Here is a 15780-nt window from a genome sequence, read left to right as displayed (position 1 = left end):
GCCGGGCGGCCTTTCTCGTGCGGCGGAATGGCCGCCTTGCGTCATTCTCGGCCGCGCGGGACGTCGCCGGCGGCCATCCTGGGGCCGAAAATGACTGATTTGCGCCGCAAAAACAATCACTATCGATAAGAGGTCATTATCGATAGTGATCTGCCAAAAGTTGCGTATCGATTTCATAGATTGACATATGAGAAATCAAAACGTAAATAGCAGCAGGAGCACGAAAATGAACGAGAACGTCGTCTACCTGCATGGCCAGCCCAAACCGGTCGGCCACTTTTTGCGCGTGGGAACCAGCGGTCACCGGCAACTCGAGACCCTTCTGGGGTCGGGAAAGATGATGGTTGATCGGGTCGTGGTGGAAGCGTCAGCGGCGCTAAGGCAACATGATCTTCTCACGGCCCTCACCGAGGTCGGCGGAGAACTGATCCTCGACACCAATGTCGCCGAGCTTTCGTCAATTGGCCGATTTGGTGGAGCGGCCAAGTCGGCGCCCTGGGCAAATCCTGAGAGCGTTCTGACACCCGACGATCTGCGACCAAACGCGAACCGGGACGTCATCGGCCAGATAGCCCGCTTTGCGGTGAAGCAGGGCTTTCATGCCGTACAGACACCCGCGCATGTTCTTGAGGGCTCGACGGACCAGCTTCTTGCCCTCGATTGCGAGGCTACCGCCGCGCTGCGTCGGGCGCTCGATGCGGAAGGAGGGAAACACATCGGCATCGACTACCCGTTGATGATCAAGAACGCCTCCCTTCGCGATCCCGCCCAACGACGGGCGTTCATCGCCGCGCTGAAAAATTTGCCGTTCGAAAATCTGTGGTTCCGGGTCTCGGGCTTCGGCGCCGACGCCACGCCGATGGGATTGCGACGGTACATCGCAGCCATGATGGACTTTCACAGGCTGGAGGTTCCTGTCGTCGCTGATGGGGTCGGTGGTCTTGTGGGTGTCGCCATTGCGGCTTTCGGTGCCGCCGGTGGAATTTGTCATGGCGTTGCCGAAAAGGAGCGCTTCGATGCCAGTGACTGGGCGAAGCCGCCTCAGACTGGCGGCGGAGGGCGCGAGAAGCGGGTTCTGATCGGCGGCCTGGATCGCCTTCTCAGTGTGAAGCAGGTCGACGCGCTGATGGGTGCACAAGGAGCCAAACCTCTGCTGTGTTGCCACGATCGGTCATGTTGTCCGAATGGCCTGAGTGACACGCTGAAGGATCCGAAGGCGCACTATCTGCGCCAGCGCGCTCGCCAGATCCGGGAACTGTCAGCGGTACCCGAAGCGCGACGTTCGCAGCATTTTCTTGAGAAGGAACTGGCTGCCGCGGAACGCGCCGCGCGGTCGGCCGCGAAGCTTAAGATATCGGATGAAGGCTTGTCGGAACTGCTGCAGCGCAGTAGCGACCGGCTGGAAAAGATGCATGCGGTCCTGGATGCCCTGAACGGCACGATTGCCGGCCAGCCAAGGGCACCTGTCCCACCGCGGCGGCAGGGGAGGGGTGCGAGCCTAGCGTCGCACCGTAGGTAACAACATGAGCACAGCTGTAGCACGAATTCTGGACGATCTTCGATCTCGCGGAGGGCTGCAGGGCAAGGACATCGCCAACATTGTCGATGTGTCGACCGCGACTGTATCGCGATGGTCGCATGGCAACGGCTCTCCAAATCTTCGAACCCAGACGGTTATTGCCGATCTGCGGTACGTTGTTGATCGCCTATCCGACTTTTACACGGCAGATGAAACAAGGCTTTGGCTGCATTCACGTCATCCCCTTCTCAACAACGAGCGCGCGATTGATCTCATCAATGCGGATCGTACCCAGGAAGTCCTGGCGGTGATCGAACGCCTCGACGCCGGCGCCTACATCTGAGGCGGCGCGTGGAGCGACGGGCGCGAGATCTCGAACTGCTTGATCTGCTTGATACGCACAAGGGCGTATCATTCGAGGGGGATGTCTGGCGCATTGTCCGCGAGGAGCGCGAGCCGCTGCTTGGCTATCCAGCTGGGGCCCGTTGGGATCCGGGCTCGTTCGATGTGCTCTACACCTCTTTGGAGCGGGAAGGCTCCCTTGAGGAGATTCATTTTCATCTAAGCCGCCAACCTGTCTTTCCGTCAAAGATCCGGTCGGTCCTCCACAGGATATCGGTCCGCACTCAAAGGACGCTCCGGATCGCTAACTTGGCCGAATTGAAGGCGCTTGGCGTCACGCCGGAGACATACGGATCGCTGTCTTACGAGCGCACACAGGAAATCGGGGATGCGGCCGCTTTCTTAGGGTTCGACGGCATCCTGGCACCAAGTGCGCGCTGGCCGTGCCAAAACCTCATTATTTTTACCGAGCGTTTCACACCGGCGGATCTCAGCGTCGTCAGCTCGGAGCCCGTCGATTGGGACGACTGGAGAAGGCGAAGAAACACCGAGCGATTGCACCGCGACGACAAATAATCTTAATCCTATTGGGGCCAGGGGAGGTGCGCTTTTTCAGAGCCCTGACGCCTTGGTGAGGTTGACCCGGAACCGGTCGCGTCGCCGTTGGTATTTGCGCGTCATTTCCGCCGAGGCATGGCCAAGCTGTTTTTGCACATAGCGCTCGTCGACCTCGGCCGAAGAGGCGAGGCCGGCGCGCAGCGAATGGCCGGCAAAGAGCTTTCCGCGTTCGCCTTCGGGCAGGTCGCCGCGTACGCCAGCGGCCAGCGCGGTCCGCTTGACCAGGCGGGCGACCTCCTGGTCGTTGAGCCGCTCGGCGCCGACTTTTTTGCCTTGCCCCGTCACCCTTCGAAACAGCGGCCCGTGCGCGATCCGTCCCAGTTTTAGCCAGGTTTCTAGCGCGACCACAGGGCAGGTCGTGTCGGATGAGCCACGCCCGACTTCGACCTCGCGCCAGCCGGTCTTGCCGCGCAGGCGCAACAGCATGCCCTTGTCCGGGAAAATTTCGATCCAGCCCGAAGAATCCTCGGTCTGGTCGCGGCCGCAATCCAGGCCGACGACCTCGGAGCGGCGCAGGCCGCCGGCAAAGCCGAGCAGCAGCATGGCGCGATCCCTCAGGCCGCGCAGCGTGCCGCGGTCGAGCGTCTCCAGCATGGCAATCAGGTCTTCGGGCAGCACCGCTTCCTTTTGCCGGGGCGGGGCGGCGTGCTTGTTCCGGATGCCGGCCATGACGGTGGCGATGTGCCGATCCGTGCGGTCCAGCGGTTGGCCGCGCTGGGTAAAATTCCAGGACAGGGAGGAGAGGCGGCGCTCGATCGTGCTCACGGCATTCGGTTTTTTGTCTCCTGTGACCTTTCCGGACGCACAGGCGGTGATGTAGAGGCCGACGGTCTGCGGATCCGGCGGCAAGGGATCAAAAGACTGGCGGCGCGCCCAGGCGCAAAAATGCTTCCAGTCCGAGGCGTAGGCGCGGCGGGTGTTGGCGGAGCTCGCCGCCTCGACATATTTTCGCGCGTGATCGGCGAGTGTTTCCAGATGCGCTGGCAGGCGAGGATTCGGCCCGACGGCCGGAAGGGCAGGGGAGGGGACGTCGCCCGGCTGCTCTTCCGGCGCGCGGCCGATCTCCAGGACGAGGTCGACGATGTCGGGCAGCTCGCTGTCGAGACAGTCGTCGGCTCCGGGCGCCGTCGGCCGCGCGCGCGGCGGCGCAGCCGGAATAGCGTCTTCCGCCCCCGTGCCGTGGGACGGTCCGGAGGGTCGCTGAGGACGATTCTTGGGCTTCTGCTCGACGAAAACGGCCATTTCATCTATAGAGACCAAAACGAACGATAATGCAACATTATCATTCGTTCTGTCGTGCCGACAAGCTGTGCGTTTTGCCGCATCAATCATAGCGCAAACCGCACGGCCGCTTTACCCTCCAATCATGATTCGCCTCGATCCCGCGACCGCCAGCCCCGCCGCGCCGCCCTCCGTTCCGTCCTGGGCGCTCGCGCCCGGCCGTGGCGCCAGCCCCGCCGCCGACGCGTTCCAGGCCGGCGCCGCCCTCGGCGCCCTCGACACGCTCGCACGCGCGCAAGCCAGTTGGGTCGGCGCTTGGCGGCAGCGGCTGGCGCTCAACTGCGCCGCCGCCAGCATGCGGTTGGCCGGCCGCGCCGAGGACGCGGCCGCCTTGCGCGACGCGTGGCACCTGCGCCCGGCCGGCGCCGATCCCGGTCCCGCCGGCGCCATCTATGGCGCCTGGCGGCAGTTAGCCGCGGAGCCCCCCGTCGCCAACACCGACCGGCTCGAAAGGATCGTCGAACAGCTTGGACTGCACTGGGACGTCACAGCGCTCGCCGACCTTTGCACGGAGATCGAAAAGCTGGCGGCATTGCAGCGGCCGGCGCCGTTCGCCGCGGCGGCGCTCGCCGCTCACGTCGTCGCCATGCGCCCCGATGCCGAGCTCTTTGGCTGGTGGCTCGCCGACCTGTTGCTGGCGCAAGGCCTGCGCTGGCCGCGGCCGCTGCCGCTGCTGATGGCTCAGGTTTTTGGCCCGGCCTTCCGCGCCGAAGCCGGCGGCGGCAAGCGGATCCGGCCAGGCGAAGAAGGGTTTGAGCGGGCGGTTTGCGTCGCACTCGTTGCGGCCGCGGTCGACGCCTGCCGGCTGGCCGCCGATTTGTCTCGGCGTGCCGAAAGGCTCATCGCCATCGCACCGAAGCTCAGGGCCAAGGGGGCGGGCGATGTGATCCAAAAGCTGTGCAACGAAGACGCCATTTCGGGCTCGCTGTCGACCAAAAACCTGTCGCGTTTTGCGGCACGGCGGCTGTTCGAGCGGCTGCAACAATTGGACGCCGTGCGCGAGCTGTCAGGGCGCCCCACCTTTCGGCTGTTTGGGTTGTAGCGATGAGCGAAGCGTCTGCCCGCCGCAAGCCAAACGAACAGCCTGTGTTGCTCGACACGGAACTGGACCACCTGCCGCCAGAACTGCGCTGGCGCGAATGGATGGGCCGCGTCGAAGCGGTGATCTTTGCCGCCAATGAACCGGTGACACGCAGTGCTCTCGCGCGGGTGGTGGGAAGAAACTGCAATATCGAGCTGATCATCGACGACATCCGCGCCGAGCTCGCGGGCCGCCCCTACGAGCTGGTTGCGGTCGCCGGCGGCTGGCAGCACCGGACCAAGAAATTTTTTGGCGACGCCATCCGCGCCGCCTTCGGCACGGCAGCTGGCGAGGGGGCAAAAGAGCTGTCGCAATCCGAAGCGCTTGTCTTGATGTGCATCGCCTATTTCCAGCCGATCACCCGTGGCGAGCTGTCGAGCTTTTTCGGCAAGGAAGTGTCGCGCGATCTGATCGGCGTGCTGCGCGCCGAGCAGCTGATCGCTTCGGGCCCACGTTCGCCACAGCCCGGCGCGCCTTATACCTATGTGACGACCAAAAATTTTCTGTCGCAGTTCGGGCTCGACACGCTGCGCCAGCTGCCGGATTTCGAGGCGCTCGAGGACGCAGGGCTGCTGTCGAAGGAAAAGCTGCTGGCCGGCGATATTCTGACTGGGCTGAAGGGAGACGGGGAAGATGCAAGCGTGGACAATGAAGGTGTTGAGTTCGGTATCTGAGAGAAGGTAGACGCGCGATGGCGCCATTGCCGGACACGCATTGACGCGACTGGTCCGAAGCCGTTCCCTCGGGCACAAGTGATAGCCCGCTTGGGCTGACCAACCGCCGGAAAATTGGCGTGTCGTTCGCGATCCGTCCAGGCCTAGCAGTCGGAATACGAAGAGCCCGGCATGACCGTGACCGCATGCCGGGCTCTTGGGAGCTGCATAGTATCCCTCAACGATCAATCTGAACCGGTCCGACGAGGTTGACGTTTGGCTGATGCCCCAAGGCTCTCAGTCAGCCGGATGCGCACGCGAGTAAGCAGCCTACTGATTGTCTTGACGCTGGTATCGAGGAGTGAGGCGATGTCAGCCTGTCTGAGCCGCGTGCTCGACGGATCGATCTTCATGCGACGGGCGCGGGCCACTATGGCGTTCCCATCTTGATGACCAATCTTGGCAAGCGTGCACCGAGCGCGAATGCCATCGATGCCAAAGCCAAGCTCCGGATGGAGGCCGTAAGAGGCGCAGACGACGAAATGCTCATTCGGCGGCATTTGGGCAACCGCCTTTTCAAGCAACTCAATCCGCTCTTCGTACACCTCCTCCTTGGGATTTGGCGTTAGATGCGCGTCTTCAAAAGGCACCTCGCGCGCGTTGCGGCGTTGATCCGCACGGCGGTGGCTATGGATCAGGCCACCGTGGCCATAGTCGCCTGGCCTGCCAATCTTAAGCAACAGCCATGAAGCCAGGCTCATCGGGCCGACATAGCGAAACGTGCTCTCCTCCAATTTGCCATTGAAGAAGTCATAAATCGCTTCCCAGCCTTCCGCGATGGCCCTATCGACCAGATCGGCAGGCGATGCAATCCCGTAGCGGGATACCATGCCCAAAAGCACAGGTCGTGGCTGCATGGACAACTTGCCATAAAGCTGAGATGCCTCATCGAAATTGCTCGGGTCGCCAATTTCGCCGCTAAGGAGTTGGGCAAGACGGACGTCGTCCGGCCCTGGAGAGAACGGATTTTTCATGGAAGGAGCCTCCGCCGATCCAGATCAACCGACCGCCGTCTCGGTGGACTCCGCATGTGCCATTGCAGTGTGCTCCCACACCGTGGGCGATGCAGCTTGCGCGGCGGCGATCGTGCCAACCAGGATGGCGAAGCCAATCGCCGCGGCTTGAAAAAGCGAGAACAACTTAGACATGATTGAACCTCCGTTTTGCCTCTTCGGCGCTCAGGCCGAACGTTTCCTTGAAGACTTTGTCAGATCGTAGGCGGGCGTAGTCGACGTCGCTCAACAAGAAGCGCCAGAGCTCCGGGTCCTGCTCCCACCCAGAGTAATTTGCGGTCAACGCTGTGGCCCATTCGATCACAGCCTGCCGGTCCCCGTCCTGCGCGCGCCATTCATGAATGGCGATGAGCGTGAGATAGGGAACGAACCAGCTGGGGATCAGTTCGCGGGCACAGCGGGCAACGGCTAGCGCTTCGGTGTAGCGTTTGAGCGTCTTCAGCGCTGTCGCCTGGTTTACCAAGGCCTTGGCCAGATCCCATTGAGCGGCCGTTTCAGCAGCCTGATAAGAAGCGAGGGCATCCTCGACGCGGCCATCCCCGAACAGGAAATGACCGAGGCCATTGAGGGCCACCACGTCGGCGGCAAGAACCTCTAGCGGTTGCGCTCTCATCAGACCCACCGCGTCTGCAAATCGGCCCTGCTCCTTAAGCGCGGCGGCGTGGTCCAATACGTCATCGCCAACGCGTCGTGCCCGTGGCAGTGTTCGCTTGTTCGCGTCCCATTGCTTTGCTTTCAGCCTGTGCTGGATGTCGGGTTGTTCGTCCATGATCGGTCCTCGCCTCACATTCACATGCGGTTGACCATAGAAGACTTCAAAGATTCGCATTCGGACATGCCCAGGCGCATTTCTTCTGCAAACTATTGATTTCTCAGTCGATTATTTTTTTCAGAAGATCCCACTGCTCCAATTGCCGTCGTCCCGACCTTGTGTTGTCGCCGGGCTGAAGTCCGGAATGCAACGCAAACGGAGCACGAGCGTCATGAACAAGATAATCCTTAAATCGGCCGTTTCCGCCATCACGCTGGTGATGGCGCTCGGCGCGGCCTGTGCCAACGACTCCGATGTCGACCAGAAGATCACTGAGATCCAGCAGCGCTACCAGTCGCAGTTCGATGAGCTGCAGGCCGAGGGCCAGCAGCTCAACGACAATGCTCCGCGGCCCACTGGCTTGGAAGCAGGCATTGGCGTCGATTTCGATGTTACCTGGGATCGCACGTCGATCATTTTCGACGTCCCCAAGATCACGATGAAGCGCAAGGACATCAAGCTTCATCTGCCCCAGGTCACCATGAAGACCACCAGCATCAAGTGGGACAACCCGGAGTTCTTCATGGGCATGACGACCGTCGGAAAGTATCCTTGCTTCCGTGGCTTGAAATGGTATTCGTGCGACATCAAGACGAAGGTTCCCCAGGTCCGCATGGTCCGGCGCGAAGCCAAGTTCGACGTGCCGCAGTTCACTTGGGACATGACCACCATTAAGCTCGACCTTCCCGAGTTCTCCAGCAAGCGGATCGAGATCAAGCTCGATCTGCCCCAGTTCAAGGCGAAGGATGTCAAGGCGGAAGTCGGCAAGCAGAAGGCCGCCGCCGATGAGCTTGAGCGTAAGGCCGCAGAGCTCGCTGATCGCCAGACCGGCGAAATCGACGCGGTTGTGACGGCCGACCTCGCGCAGAAGCGTGGCGACATCGAGCGGCAGTTCGACAACGCCATCGCCCAGATGTCGGCCGCCATCGACAAGGTGAAGGCCGCCGGCGTCAATCCGGCAGCTGTCCAGAGCGATGGCCAGACCCAGAACCTCGTCGCGATGCTGGCTTCGTTGAAGCAGCAACGTGCACAGACTCTGGAGGATTTTGCCTCGAAGACGAAATCGGTCCATTCCGCGGGCTAAGGTTCCGCATGACGATCAAACGGGGGCGCGGGTTGTGCCGCGCCCCTGTTGCTTTCCGGAGACCAGGCGACTGAAACCTCGCTGCCCAAGCAGCAGTCGAGTTGCCCCAGGCTATGTTGCTCGCCCAGCGGTCTATTCGAGCCGGCCCACTTGCCAAATGTAATGATGTGCATTACAGAGATGCCATGAGGTTTGATCCTAACAGATGGCTGCAGGCACTTTGCGACATCTCGACGCCAATGGCGCCGCTTGCGATCCCCTTGCATACTATCCATTGGGCATCAGGCGCCGTGTCGGACGTTTGTCGCCCCGAAAGTTCGGCGGCCGTACTGGAGAATCGCGTTCTTCAGAAACCGGTCGCAGCCGTGGATGAAGCTCCTCTAATAGATTTCCTCGATTGGCTGGGCGATCACAAAACTGTCTCGCAACGCTATTTCTGGCATCTCGTCGATCGCATCCAAACGATAGACGGTCTCCCGAATCCTCGTCTTCGCCCGTTCGTCATCAGGCACCGGATGTTGCTGTTCGACTGCCGGGACGCGTGGACCAGCGCCGAGCGGGAGCCGCGTCTGAGATTGGACGAGGGCCGTCTCCTTCCCTGTTTTGCCCTTGATGGGCAGCGTCGGCTCAGTTCGCTAGCTGGGCTAGCGCGGCAAGATTTGTCCCACCGTTCAATCCGCGAAATCATCGCGGAGATCTTGGTCGAAGTTCAGCATCACGACTTTGAGCAGGGCACTACTCTCCTTGAAGTGGTTCGTCATTCGCTCGCCCGCGAGATCGCCAAAAGGGTCAGGGTCAAGTGGAAATACGTCACGGCGCTTTTGCCGGACTTGGGCTCGCCAGACACTCGAAGCTGGGTGTTGGCATTCCAATTGCGAACCGGCACCCCTCCTCCAACCGCAACCAATCGTCGCGCAGGCGCCGAGCGGGTGCCTGTGGCTACTGCCGCGAAGGCACTCCTGAGGTTGGACAATGCAACGGATCGCAGAGGAAATTACCGAGGAAATCTACTGGACGCGTTTCACGCCAGGTATCGAACAACACGTGAGCGTGAAGGCCCACAAGATCTTGCGCCCGCTTGTTGCCGCACGCAGCCTGCAAGATGTTGGCGTATTTGGGCCACTCCTGCGCTGGAAGGGCGCACCAGGACGGCTCGGGCTCTTGGTCGACGGCAAATGGCATTTGACATTTCGTTGGGTCGAAGGAGAGGGGGCCTTCGAAATCCTGTTCGAGCGACGCTGAAGTGTTGGAGTTCTTGCTGATGACGGCACAACACGGTCGGTTCGTGCCGGCGCCTCCGGTGCGGCCTGGTGATTTTTTGCGGGAAGAGATACTCGTGCCGCTTGGCATTACGCAGGATCGGCTGGCGAACGCGCTTCAGGTTTCGCGATTTTCGGTCAACCAGATCATCAATGGGCGCAGGGCCATCACCGCGGAGATGGCGCTGCGGCTGGCGAGGGTGACCAGTACGTCGCCTGAAATCTGGCTGAACCTACAACGAGACCTGGACATTTACGAAGCGCAACTCCGTCTTGATCGGCTCTTGCCGGAGCTCACGGTTCTGAGACCGCCGAAAAGCGAAACCGAACTTTTCGGCGACGCTAATTGATGCGGTCAAAAAAGCGGGCGCAGCATGCCTGCAGCCTGCGATCAGGCGAGCCGGCGGACCGTCGTTCGGGAAAACAGATACGTTTCACCGGAGATGAAGCGAACTTCAATCGCACCGCTGTTGAGCAGCTCTGCAACCGCCAACCCGTCCGCGACAAGCCGGCCGACGTAGGTCACGACAAGTGCCCTATCAGCGTCGCCCTCCGCGAACGCTTCAAGAGCCGTGCGCGTCTCGCGGAACCTGTGTCGCTTTTTCTTGATGCCGGACCTCCGCGAGAAAACATGAAAACAAACTTCCTTGGCTGGCCGACGCGGCTGCTCGATTGACTTTCCAGGCATCGATCGCGCTACCGGTGGTGGATCTGATCTGCGATGCTTGCTGCCGAATTGGACCGCCCGCCACCCGCTTTCAGTACGATGCCCGGCGGCCGGACAAAGGCCTTGGTCGGTCCATGCGGATTAGCTGGACGACGAGGATGAATATCTCGATCGCAAGGCGCGACTTGATGAACCAGCTGAGAAAGACGGCCAACGCATCGAGGAGAACGCCGACAGACGGTTGATAGATGGATACGAGCGCCGCTGTTCTGCGCAACAGATCGACAAGGTCAGCTACCAGCCAAAGCGGCCTCGGCGCGTAGCATTTCAATCTTTGAGCGGCAGCTATTTTCAATGCGCTCTATCATATCCGTCACACGCTCCAAGAACCAGTCAAGAGCTTCGCGAGTGATCACGAAATGTCGTGAGTAGCGGGCTTTCACGTAGGCTTCGTTGATGACGTTGAACCAGGCCACGAAGCGCTGCTGACCGCGAGGCCAAACATCGGCGAGTTCTTGCGCTTGGTACTCCACAAGGCTGCGAAGAAATTTGATATTGTGTGAGGCAGGACTGTAATTCGGCAAAGTCAGCAATAGTCCCTAATAGGCCTGTTCAATGGACTGATGGAAGAGGAAAGCCTCCCCTTTAGGTTATATTTTGGGTAATCTCTAAATCGCAAAGATGTAATTTTCCATATTGGAGATTGATATGTCGTACATACCAGGAGAACTCAACAATGCCATGTGATCGCCGGTGATATTCACCTTCGCGGTCTTGATCGGCCTAGGAGAGTCCTCAACAGAAAACTTTATCAGAAGGGACACCTCGCTCTCCCCGAGCGGCCAGGTGTCGGATGCCAATCCCGCTCTTGTATAGGCGCGAAAGACCACGGTCCGCTCGGCCGCAAGCCCTGGACCGACTGCGAATTCGCAGAAGGGTTGGCGCCCGGAAGCCGTTTCGACGAATTGCGAGCCGTAGACCATTCGCCTTTCATTCGCCCGCACATTGATGATCGCCCACTCGATGATGGCCGCGCCCCGCCCCGCATTGTAAACTGTGAGCGGAGCAGTCAGTTCAAAAGCCGAATGGCCAGGGCTAGGGGAACCGATCCGCAAGTTGCTCCAAAGGACCTCGCAATTTGCCGACAATCTCGCCGCAATAGCCTGCGGGTAGGCAGCCGTGATCCAGTGCAACAACCATCCGTCGAACTCTTCGCGAATCAGGCGCTTACCGGTGGAGGCGTTTTCTAGGAGCTTGGAGGCACAAATATCGATTAGTGCGGTGCGCACCGAGGCTGGTACAGCATCGATCCCAGCTCGCTCGAGGTATCTCTCGAGCTTTGTCACCGCTTGATCGCTCAAATCAGATAATAGGATGGAGGAAGGCGTAGGCACCCTTACCTTGCCGAAACCGCCGGTCAACGCGCCGGTCTTCAGGGGGCCCGATATGCGCAGCTCATAATCGTTCGCCTGTTCTGTCTCAAGCTCCTTACACCAAGCCGCGATTTCCCCTTTGCCTATTGGGTTTTGCGAAGATTTGACCTGAACAGCTTTGCGGCGGCTTTTGAATTCCCACAAGATATCGACCTTGTCGTTCGCCGTATCCGGCTCAATTGTCACCGCCAACCAATCGCTGTCCTGTTCGATGGCATCAAGGAGGCATACGAGAGTTTGAATGCCGAACCCTCTGACGGCTTCGCGGCCGCCCAACGGCTAGGCCTCGTCCGGCTCGAAGAAATCTTTAGCCATTCGTCCCCACGCTTCCCTGGTTTCCTCTATCATGTTGCGCACTTGCGGACTGCTGGCTTCATCTTCCATTCGGGCCCAGGCAATGATCATGGAGAGCACCTCCCGGGCCAAAGGTGATGCTTCATCACTCCGCTGGAACAGAGCGAATACCTTCGGGTGGACCACATGCCTGGTGTTGAACGTAACAACAATCACCCCGCCGGCAGCTGTGACATCGAACATGGAAGAACCGGGAAGCGGCGCATGTCGGACGCGGAATTTGGTATGCTTCTTAACATAGTCTACCGCGATCTCGCGTGCTTTGACTGGCTCAACGCCATCGTCGACGATCCCATCGGTGAGCGACCGGGTTCGAGTTTCTTCGGGTTCTTCTTCCTGTCGATCGCTCAGTCCGGTGTTGCCGACACGATCTCGGCGCTTGCGTACGGAGATCGTGGCAGATCGCTCCACCTTCCGCGACAACGTCTCTGCTGATGACGAGACCGACTCCGCTTCTCGCATCTTGAGGATGGCCTGCCTCATCTGTTTGATGAGCTGGTCTACCGCGTCGCTGACGACGTACATTGGAAGGCGAGGATCTCCCTCCCGCTCCAGGAGTTGGCGATAAGCGTCAGGTTTCAAATCCTCCGCCTCGGCATCTTCTGCCAGAATCATGCGGTAGAAGGCTGTAGCTGCCTGCTTGTTGTTAGTGACGCCGAACAGGTCGTCGAGCGCCGGCGGGAAATCCACTTCGATACCCCACCACCTTTCCCGGAAATCGGTTACCTCGAAGGAATTGTTCAGCTCCAGCTCGCGGCCGGCTCTCATTACGGAAACCCCTTGGTTTCGCTTTGCGTGCTTGCCGATAGGCCTCGCTCCTCCGCCGGCGATGCGCAGCTCGGGTCTTGCCACCGAAGCCCGTATTGAAACTGTATGGAGCATGTCTCGAAAGGACACCGAGATTTCCACAGGCGCTCCGAAGGGTTCAAACGCGGGGCGCTGATTGTATGGCTCTGGCGCGCTTGTGCCTGTCATAAGATAGAGAGGGTCATTGGGACGAACGAAGCTTTCCCACTTCGAGGCCGGTGGTCCCTGATCGACGTGATAGGCGGCAAGCCGAATACGGACCGTTTTGTTGTCGATAAAGCGTCGATATATCCGCCCCGCCAGAAACTCGACATGTCGTAAGATGGTCGAACTCTGCTTCCAGGTGACGCGATCCAGTTTGCTCCAGACTACCAGAGTGCCGTTTTTGGAGATGCCATTTATGAACAACTTGAGCCATTGCGACGGCAGAGTGGACGGCGTTGGGACGGGAACGTCCACCAGCTTGCCATTCCGGATTTGGTCAACATCTATGAAGGAATGGACGGTTTGACCATTTTGCCATGTCCACACATCGAGACGTTCGCATTGCGATATCGATGAATTCGGAAGACCCATGCCGAACTTGCCGATACCAGTCTGCTTTTTGGGGTCAAGGCGAGTTCCATTTCCGAACTGAAGAGCGAGCCGCAGCGTTGCGGCCGACATTCCGCCCGCGTTGTCTAATACCGCAATTTCGGAAATGCGCGGCCTTGCGCTTTCCACTTGGGAGCGTTCCACGCAGATCACCTCGACCTCGGCCGCTCTCCCGATTTCCTGTCCGGACTGGACGGAGTTGTCGATGAGCTCAGCAAGCGCGTGGGCTGTGTCCCGATAGCCCGAACTGCGCATCGCGTTGATCGACAGATTCTGCGGAATCACCGGAAAAGACATTTTTCCCCCTTAGACCGTCAACCGGTCCCATTGATTGAGGCGACTTACAAGACGCATATAGCCGGGTACCGGATCGGTGAGCGCATACACCTTCAAGGGCGAATGCGGCGCATTGCGGCCTGTTGCCAATCTGCCAACCATTTCGTGGATGACCGCACCCGAAGTCGACGGCAGTCCGAGAACGACAGCTGTTATGCCTTTGATCTGATCCGACGCTACCAAAACGCCATGGATGCAAAGCACCTGCTTTTGACCGTCGGCGTTGAACCTCGCAACCTCCTGTGCTCTTCGGGACGGCTCCATCTCCGACGTCACTGCCGAGGCGGCCGTTCCCTTTAGGGAAAGCAAACCTGCAAACATGCGCGCCTGCTGTGCAGTAGCCGCATAAAAGGCGATCTTCTCGGCTTGCTGCGCGAGATGGTGCAGTTCATCCATCAGGAGCTTGTTCCGCTCAACATCGACGGCTAGGTCTTCAGCAATGCCATCTGGAAGCGCGATCCATTCGTCTCGGCAATCGATCGAAGCCACAGGCGAACGCAGTTCGATGACGTCGATCGGGTCCACCTCACCGGTCTGACGCAGAGCATCGAGGGGATCCTCGGCCTCGAGTTCGACAACGTTGCCGCTGTAGGCGCTAACCAGTTTTTCAGGATCGACATTGGCCGCAATCGCTAGGCTCGGCGATGCGGATATTCCTATCAGGCTCCAGCTTCCCTTGCTCCTAAGTGCCTTTAGGATTGCGCTCATTTCAGCAAGCATGATGTGTTCGGCATCGGCAATGACCACGTGTCGGATACACGAACCGAACTCTTCGAGGGTGCGCAGAGCGGCCGCCCGCTCGGACGGATCGGGATTGCCGAATTCCGAGATTGCCGCGGCCATGCTCCTTGCATCTGCCACCACAATGGCGTTCGTGACCGGACCTAGGGGTACTGGTCGTCTGCCGCCATAAAGACGATAGCTCGTGACATCGCGCAAACCCAGCTGTCGCCACACCTTTTCCAGTTCATCCGAAGCCTCCTCGCAGAGGCACTCGTCGGGTGCGAGCCAAAGGACGCACTTGCCTTCTGCTTCCGAACGGAACGTCTCCAGGACGGCAGTAGCAACCGTACGGAGTTTGCCGGCGCCGAAAGGCATGTGGACCAAGACCCGGCTGTCCGGGCCGCTGAGCAGAAAGCGAAGCTTGCGATATGCCGGCTCTTGATAGGTTGTCAGCTTCTCAGGGGAACTGACGTTGCGGGAGAAATCATCGGCTTTATCGTCGCTATCATAGGGAACGCCGAACCATTGAAACAACACGGAGGCAGCATTTGGCATATCGAAATTCACGCCCTTGAGCGTGAGCCGCGGTACGGGGCTCTTAATGTCTAGCACTGTGCAGAGGTCCTTGAGGTCGGCGGCTTCGAGACCAGCGATAAGCATATCCCTGACATCCCTATCGCGAAGAACGGCGGCCGCGCCTCGCGACGTAATGATCAAATCCGCCATCACCTCGGGGGAATAGGCCTCTTGTCCTACATGCATAAGCAATTCGATGACCTGCTGGCCCAACAGGGGGGACAGGGCGTCCACTCCTTTGGCCGCCAGGTGCTCCTTGAGCTTCTCCGACATTTACCCCCCGGACACCACGGCTTTGTCGAAGCCGAGTAGATCTACGCGATGCGTGAGTAAGCGCAAAATATCAAAACAATCAATTGGTCACCCCGACAAAGTCGAGGATTTCTCAAGAAGGAATTTGAATTGTACCACCTTGCGCTCATCCGACAGTCGCGAGCTTGGCGGTATGTTGACAGATTCCTATTCCGCTGACGCCTTTCAGCGATCAGGCGTCGGACAAAAAGCGCCGATCCGAAGCCGCTCTTGAGGGATCTGTTGTGGCAATCTGTTGTCGAATCGACGCACTTTTT

Annotated in this window: 18 protein-coding genes; 9 read left to right on the top strand and 9 right to left on the bottom strand. The window is 59.6% G+C overall.

Going from position 1 to position 15780, the window contains the following annotated elements; all coding sequences use genetic code 11:
* Positions 1-226 precede the first annotated feature (226 nt).
* From AC0L2A_RS10250 to AC0L2A_RS10240, 3 genes are read left to right on the top strand one after another with little or no spacing between them, the layout of a single operon-like run.
* Positions 227-1519: a hypothetical protein gene (locus AC0L2A_RS10250; protein WP_473608627.1), complete on the top strand. Its 1293-nt coding sequence runs from the start codon at positions 227-229 to the stop codon at positions 1517-1519.
* 4 nt (positions 1520-1523) lie between these two features.
* The gene (locus AC0L2A_RS10245; RefSeq protein WP_038655373.1) at positions 1524-1862 is read left to right on the top strand and encodes an antitoxin Xre/MbcA/ParS toxin-binding domain-containing protein; all 339 of its coding nucleotides are present in this window, start codon (positions 1524-1526) and stop codon (positions 1860-1862) included.
* Positions 1863-1870: 8 nt separating this feature from the next.
* On the top strand, positions 1871-2437 hold the full coding sequence (locus AC0L2A_RS10240; RefSeq protein ID WP_473608625.1) for an RES family NAD+ phosphorylase: 567 nt from the start codon (positions 1871-1873) through the stop codon (positions 2435-2437).
* A 36-nt stretch (positions 2438-2473) separates the two neighbouring features.
* Here the strand turns inward: AC0L2A_RS10240 and AC0L2A_RS10235 are convergent, their stop codons facing one another.
* The gene (locus tag AC0L2A_RS10235) at positions 2474-3721 is read right to left on the bottom strand and encodes a site-specific integrase (RefSeq protein ID WP_473608624.1); all 1248 of its coding nucleotides are present in this window, start codon (positions 3719-3721) and stop codon (positions 2474-2476) included.
* A gap of 124 nt (positions 3722-3845) precedes the next feature.
* Between AC0L2A_RS10235 and AC0L2A_RS10230 the strand changes: the two genes are divergently transcribed.
* Positions 3846-4802 (top strand): DUF1403 family protein, encoded by a 957-nt coding sequence (locus tag AC0L2A_RS10230; protein ID WP_473608622.1) that lies wholly within the window; start codon positions 3846-3848, stop codon positions 4800-4802.
* A 2-nt stretch (positions 4803-4804) separates the two neighbouring features.
* Positions 4805-5515, top strand: a complete 711-nt coding sequence (scpB, locus tag AC0L2A_RS10225) for an SMC-Scp complex subunit ScpB (protein WP_473608621.1) — start codon at positions 4805-4807, stop codon at positions 5513-5515.
* A gap of 224 nt (positions 5516-5739) precedes the next feature.
* On the opposite strand, the gene AC0L2A_RS10220 is transcribed toward scpB, so the two are convergent.
* From AC0L2A_RS10220 to AC0L2A_RS10210, 3 genes are read right to left on the bottom strand one after another with little or no spacing between them, the layout of a single operon-like run.
* Entirely contained in the window at positions 5740-6528 is a 789-nt protein-coding gene (locus AC0L2A_RS10220; protein ID WP_473608620.1) for a hypothetical protein, read from the bottom strand.
* Between the two features lie 24 nt (positions 6529-6552).
* Positions 6553-6702, bottom strand: coding sequence for a hypothetical protein (locus AC0L2A_RS10215; RefSeq protein ID WP_473608618.1), 150 nt, complete (start codon positions 6700-6702; stop codon positions 6553-6555).
* Positions 6695-7336, bottom strand: a complete 642-nt coding sequence (locus AC0L2A_RS10210) for a hypothetical protein (protein ID WP_473608617.1) — start codon at positions 7334-7336, stop codon at positions 6695-6697. Before AC0L2A_RS10210 ends, AC0L2A_RS10215 begins: the two co-directional genes overlap by 8 nt.
* A gap of 214 nt (positions 7337-7550) precedes the next feature.
* Here AC0L2A_RS10210 and AC0L2A_RS10205 point away from each other — a divergent pair, with 214 nt between their 5' ends.
* The gene (locus AC0L2A_RS10205; RefSeq protein WP_473608616.1) at positions 7551-8462 is read left to right on the top strand and encodes a hypothetical protein; all 912 of its coding nucleotides are present in this window, start codon (positions 7551-7553) and stop codon (positions 8460-8462) included.
* 380 nt (positions 8463-8842) lie between these two features.
* On the opposite strand, the gene AC0L2A_RS10200 is transcribed toward AC0L2A_RS10205, so the two are convergent.
* Complete coding sequence (locus AC0L2A_RS10200; RefSeq protein WP_473608614.1) at positions 8843-8974, bottom strand: hypothetical protein; 132 nt, start codon at positions 8972-8974, stop codon at positions 8843-8845.
* Positions 8975-9434: 460 nt separating this feature from the next.
* On the opposite strand from AC0L2A_RS10200, the gene AC0L2A_RS10195 reads away from it, so the two are divergent.
* The 3 genes from AC0L2A_RS10195 to AC0L2A_RS10185 are packed head-to-tail and all read left to right on the top strand — an operon-like array spanning position 9435 to position 10397.
* Positions 9435-9704: a hypothetical protein gene (locus AC0L2A_RS10195; RefSeq protein WP_473608613.1), complete on the top strand. Its 270-nt coding sequence runs from the start codon at positions 9435-9437 to the stop codon at positions 9702-9704.
* Positions 9705-9723: 19 nt separating this feature from the next.
* Entirely contained in the window at positions 9724-10071 is a 348-nt protein-coding gene (locus AC0L2A_RS10190) for a HigA family addiction module antitoxin (RefSeq protein ID WP_473608745.1), read from the top strand.
* Positions 10071-10397 carry a hypothetical protein gene (locus AC0L2A_RS10185; protein WP_473608612.1) on the top strand — a complete coding sequence of 109 codons (327 nt, stop codon included), beginning with the start codon at positions 10071-10073 and terminating at the stop codon, positions 10395-10397. The genes AC0L2A_RS10190 and AC0L2A_RS10185 overlap by 1 nt, the downstream gene beginning before the upstream one ends.
* Positions 10398-10678: 281 nt before the next feature.
* Here the strand turns inward: AC0L2A_RS10185 and AC0L2A_RS10180 are convergent, their stop codons facing one another.
* The 4 genes from AC0L2A_RS10180 to AC0L2A_RS10165 all read right to left on the bottom strand — a co-directional run bounded on the left by AC0L2A_RS10180 (position 10679) and on the right by AC0L2A_RS10165 (position 15484).
* Positions 10679-10864 (bottom strand): hypothetical protein, encoded by a 186-nt coding sequence (locus AC0L2A_RS10180; protein ID WP_473608610.1) that lies wholly within the window; start codon positions 10862-10864, stop codon positions 10679-10681.
* 192 nt (positions 10865-11056) lie between these two features.
* Positions 11057-12097 carry a hypothetical protein gene (locus AC0L2A_RS10175; protein WP_473608609.1) on the bottom strand — a complete coding sequence of 347 codons (1041 nt, stop codon included), beginning with the start codon at positions 12095-12097 and terminating at the stop codon, positions 11057-11059.
* Positions 12098-12100: 3 nt separating this feature from the next.
* The gene (locus tag AC0L2A_RS10170) at positions 12101-13873 is read right to left on the bottom strand and encodes an ATP-binding protein (protein ID WP_473608608.1); all 1773 of its coding nucleotides are present in this window, start codon (positions 13871-13873) and stop codon (positions 12101-12103) included.
* A 9-nt stretch (positions 13874-13882) separates the two neighbouring features.
* Positions 13883-15484: a DEAD/DEAH box helicase gene (locus AC0L2A_RS10165; RefSeq protein WP_473608607.1), complete on the bottom strand. Its 1602-nt coding sequence runs from the start codon at positions 15482-15484 to the stop codon at positions 13883-13885.
* Positions 15485-15780: the final 296 nt, after the last annotated feature.

This window comes from Mesorhizobium sp. WSM4844 (genome assembly GCF_055811775.1).
Note: the sequence above shows the minus strand (reverse complement) of the source record. Positions and strands in the feature narration are given on the sequence as shown.

Coding starts and splice junctions, on each gene's coding strand:
- AC0L2A_RS10170 (WP_473608608.1), bottom strand. CDS start 13,873: ATGTCTTTTCCGGTGATTCCGCAGAATCTGTCGATCAACGCGATGCGC.
- AC0L2A_RS10235 (WP_473608624.1), bottom strand. CDS start 3,721: ATGGCCGTTTTCGTCGAGCAGAAGCCCAAGAATCGTCCTCAGCGACCC.
- AC0L2A_RS10195 (WP_473608613.1), top strand. CDS start 9,435: ATGCAACGGATCGCAGAGGAAATTACCGAGGAAATCTACTGGACGCGT.
- AC0L2A_RS10185 (WP_473608612.1), top strand. CDS start 10,071: ATGCGGTCAAAAAAGCGGGCGCAGCATGCCTGCAGCCTGCGATCAGGC.
- AC0L2A_RS10190 (WP_473608745.1), top strand. CDS start 9,724: ATGACGGCACAACACGGTCGGTTCGTGCCGGCGCCTCCGGTGCGGCCT.
- scpB (WP_473608621.1), top strand. CDS start 4,805: ATGAGCGAAGCGTCTGCCCGCCGCAAGCCAAACGAACAGCCTGTGTTG.
- AC0L2A_RS10250 (WP_473608627.1), top strand. CDS start 227: ATGAACGAGAACGTCGTCTACCTGCATGGCCAGCCCAAACCGGTCGGC.
- AC0L2A_RS10205 (WP_473608616.1), top strand. CDS start 7,551: ATGAACAAGATAATCCTTAAATCGGCCGTTTCCGCCATCACGCTGGTG.
- AC0L2A_RS10230 (WP_473608622.1), top strand. CDS start 3,846: ATGATTCGCCTCGATCCCGCGACCGCCAGCCCCGCCGCGCCGCCCTCC.
- AC0L2A_RS10215 (WP_473608618.1), bottom strand. CDS start 6,702: ATGTCTAAGTTGTTCTCGCTTTTTCAAGCCGCGGCGATTGGCTTCGCC.
- AC0L2A_RS10165 (WP_473608607.1), bottom strand. CDS start 15,484: ATGTCGGAGAAGCTCAAGGAGCACCTGGCGGCCAAAGGAGTGGACGCC.
- AC0L2A_RS10220 (WP_473608620.1), bottom strand. CDS start 6,528: ATGAAAAATCCGTTCTCTCCAGGGCCGGACGACGTCCGTCTTGCCCAA.
- AC0L2A_RS10245 (WP_038655373.1), top strand. CDS start 1,524: ATGAGCACAGCTGTAGCACGAATTCTGGACGATCTTCGATCTCGCGGA.
- AC0L2A_RS10210 (WP_473608617.1), bottom strand. CDS start 7,336: ATGGACGAACAACCCGACATCCAGCACAGGCTGAAAGCAAAGCAATGG.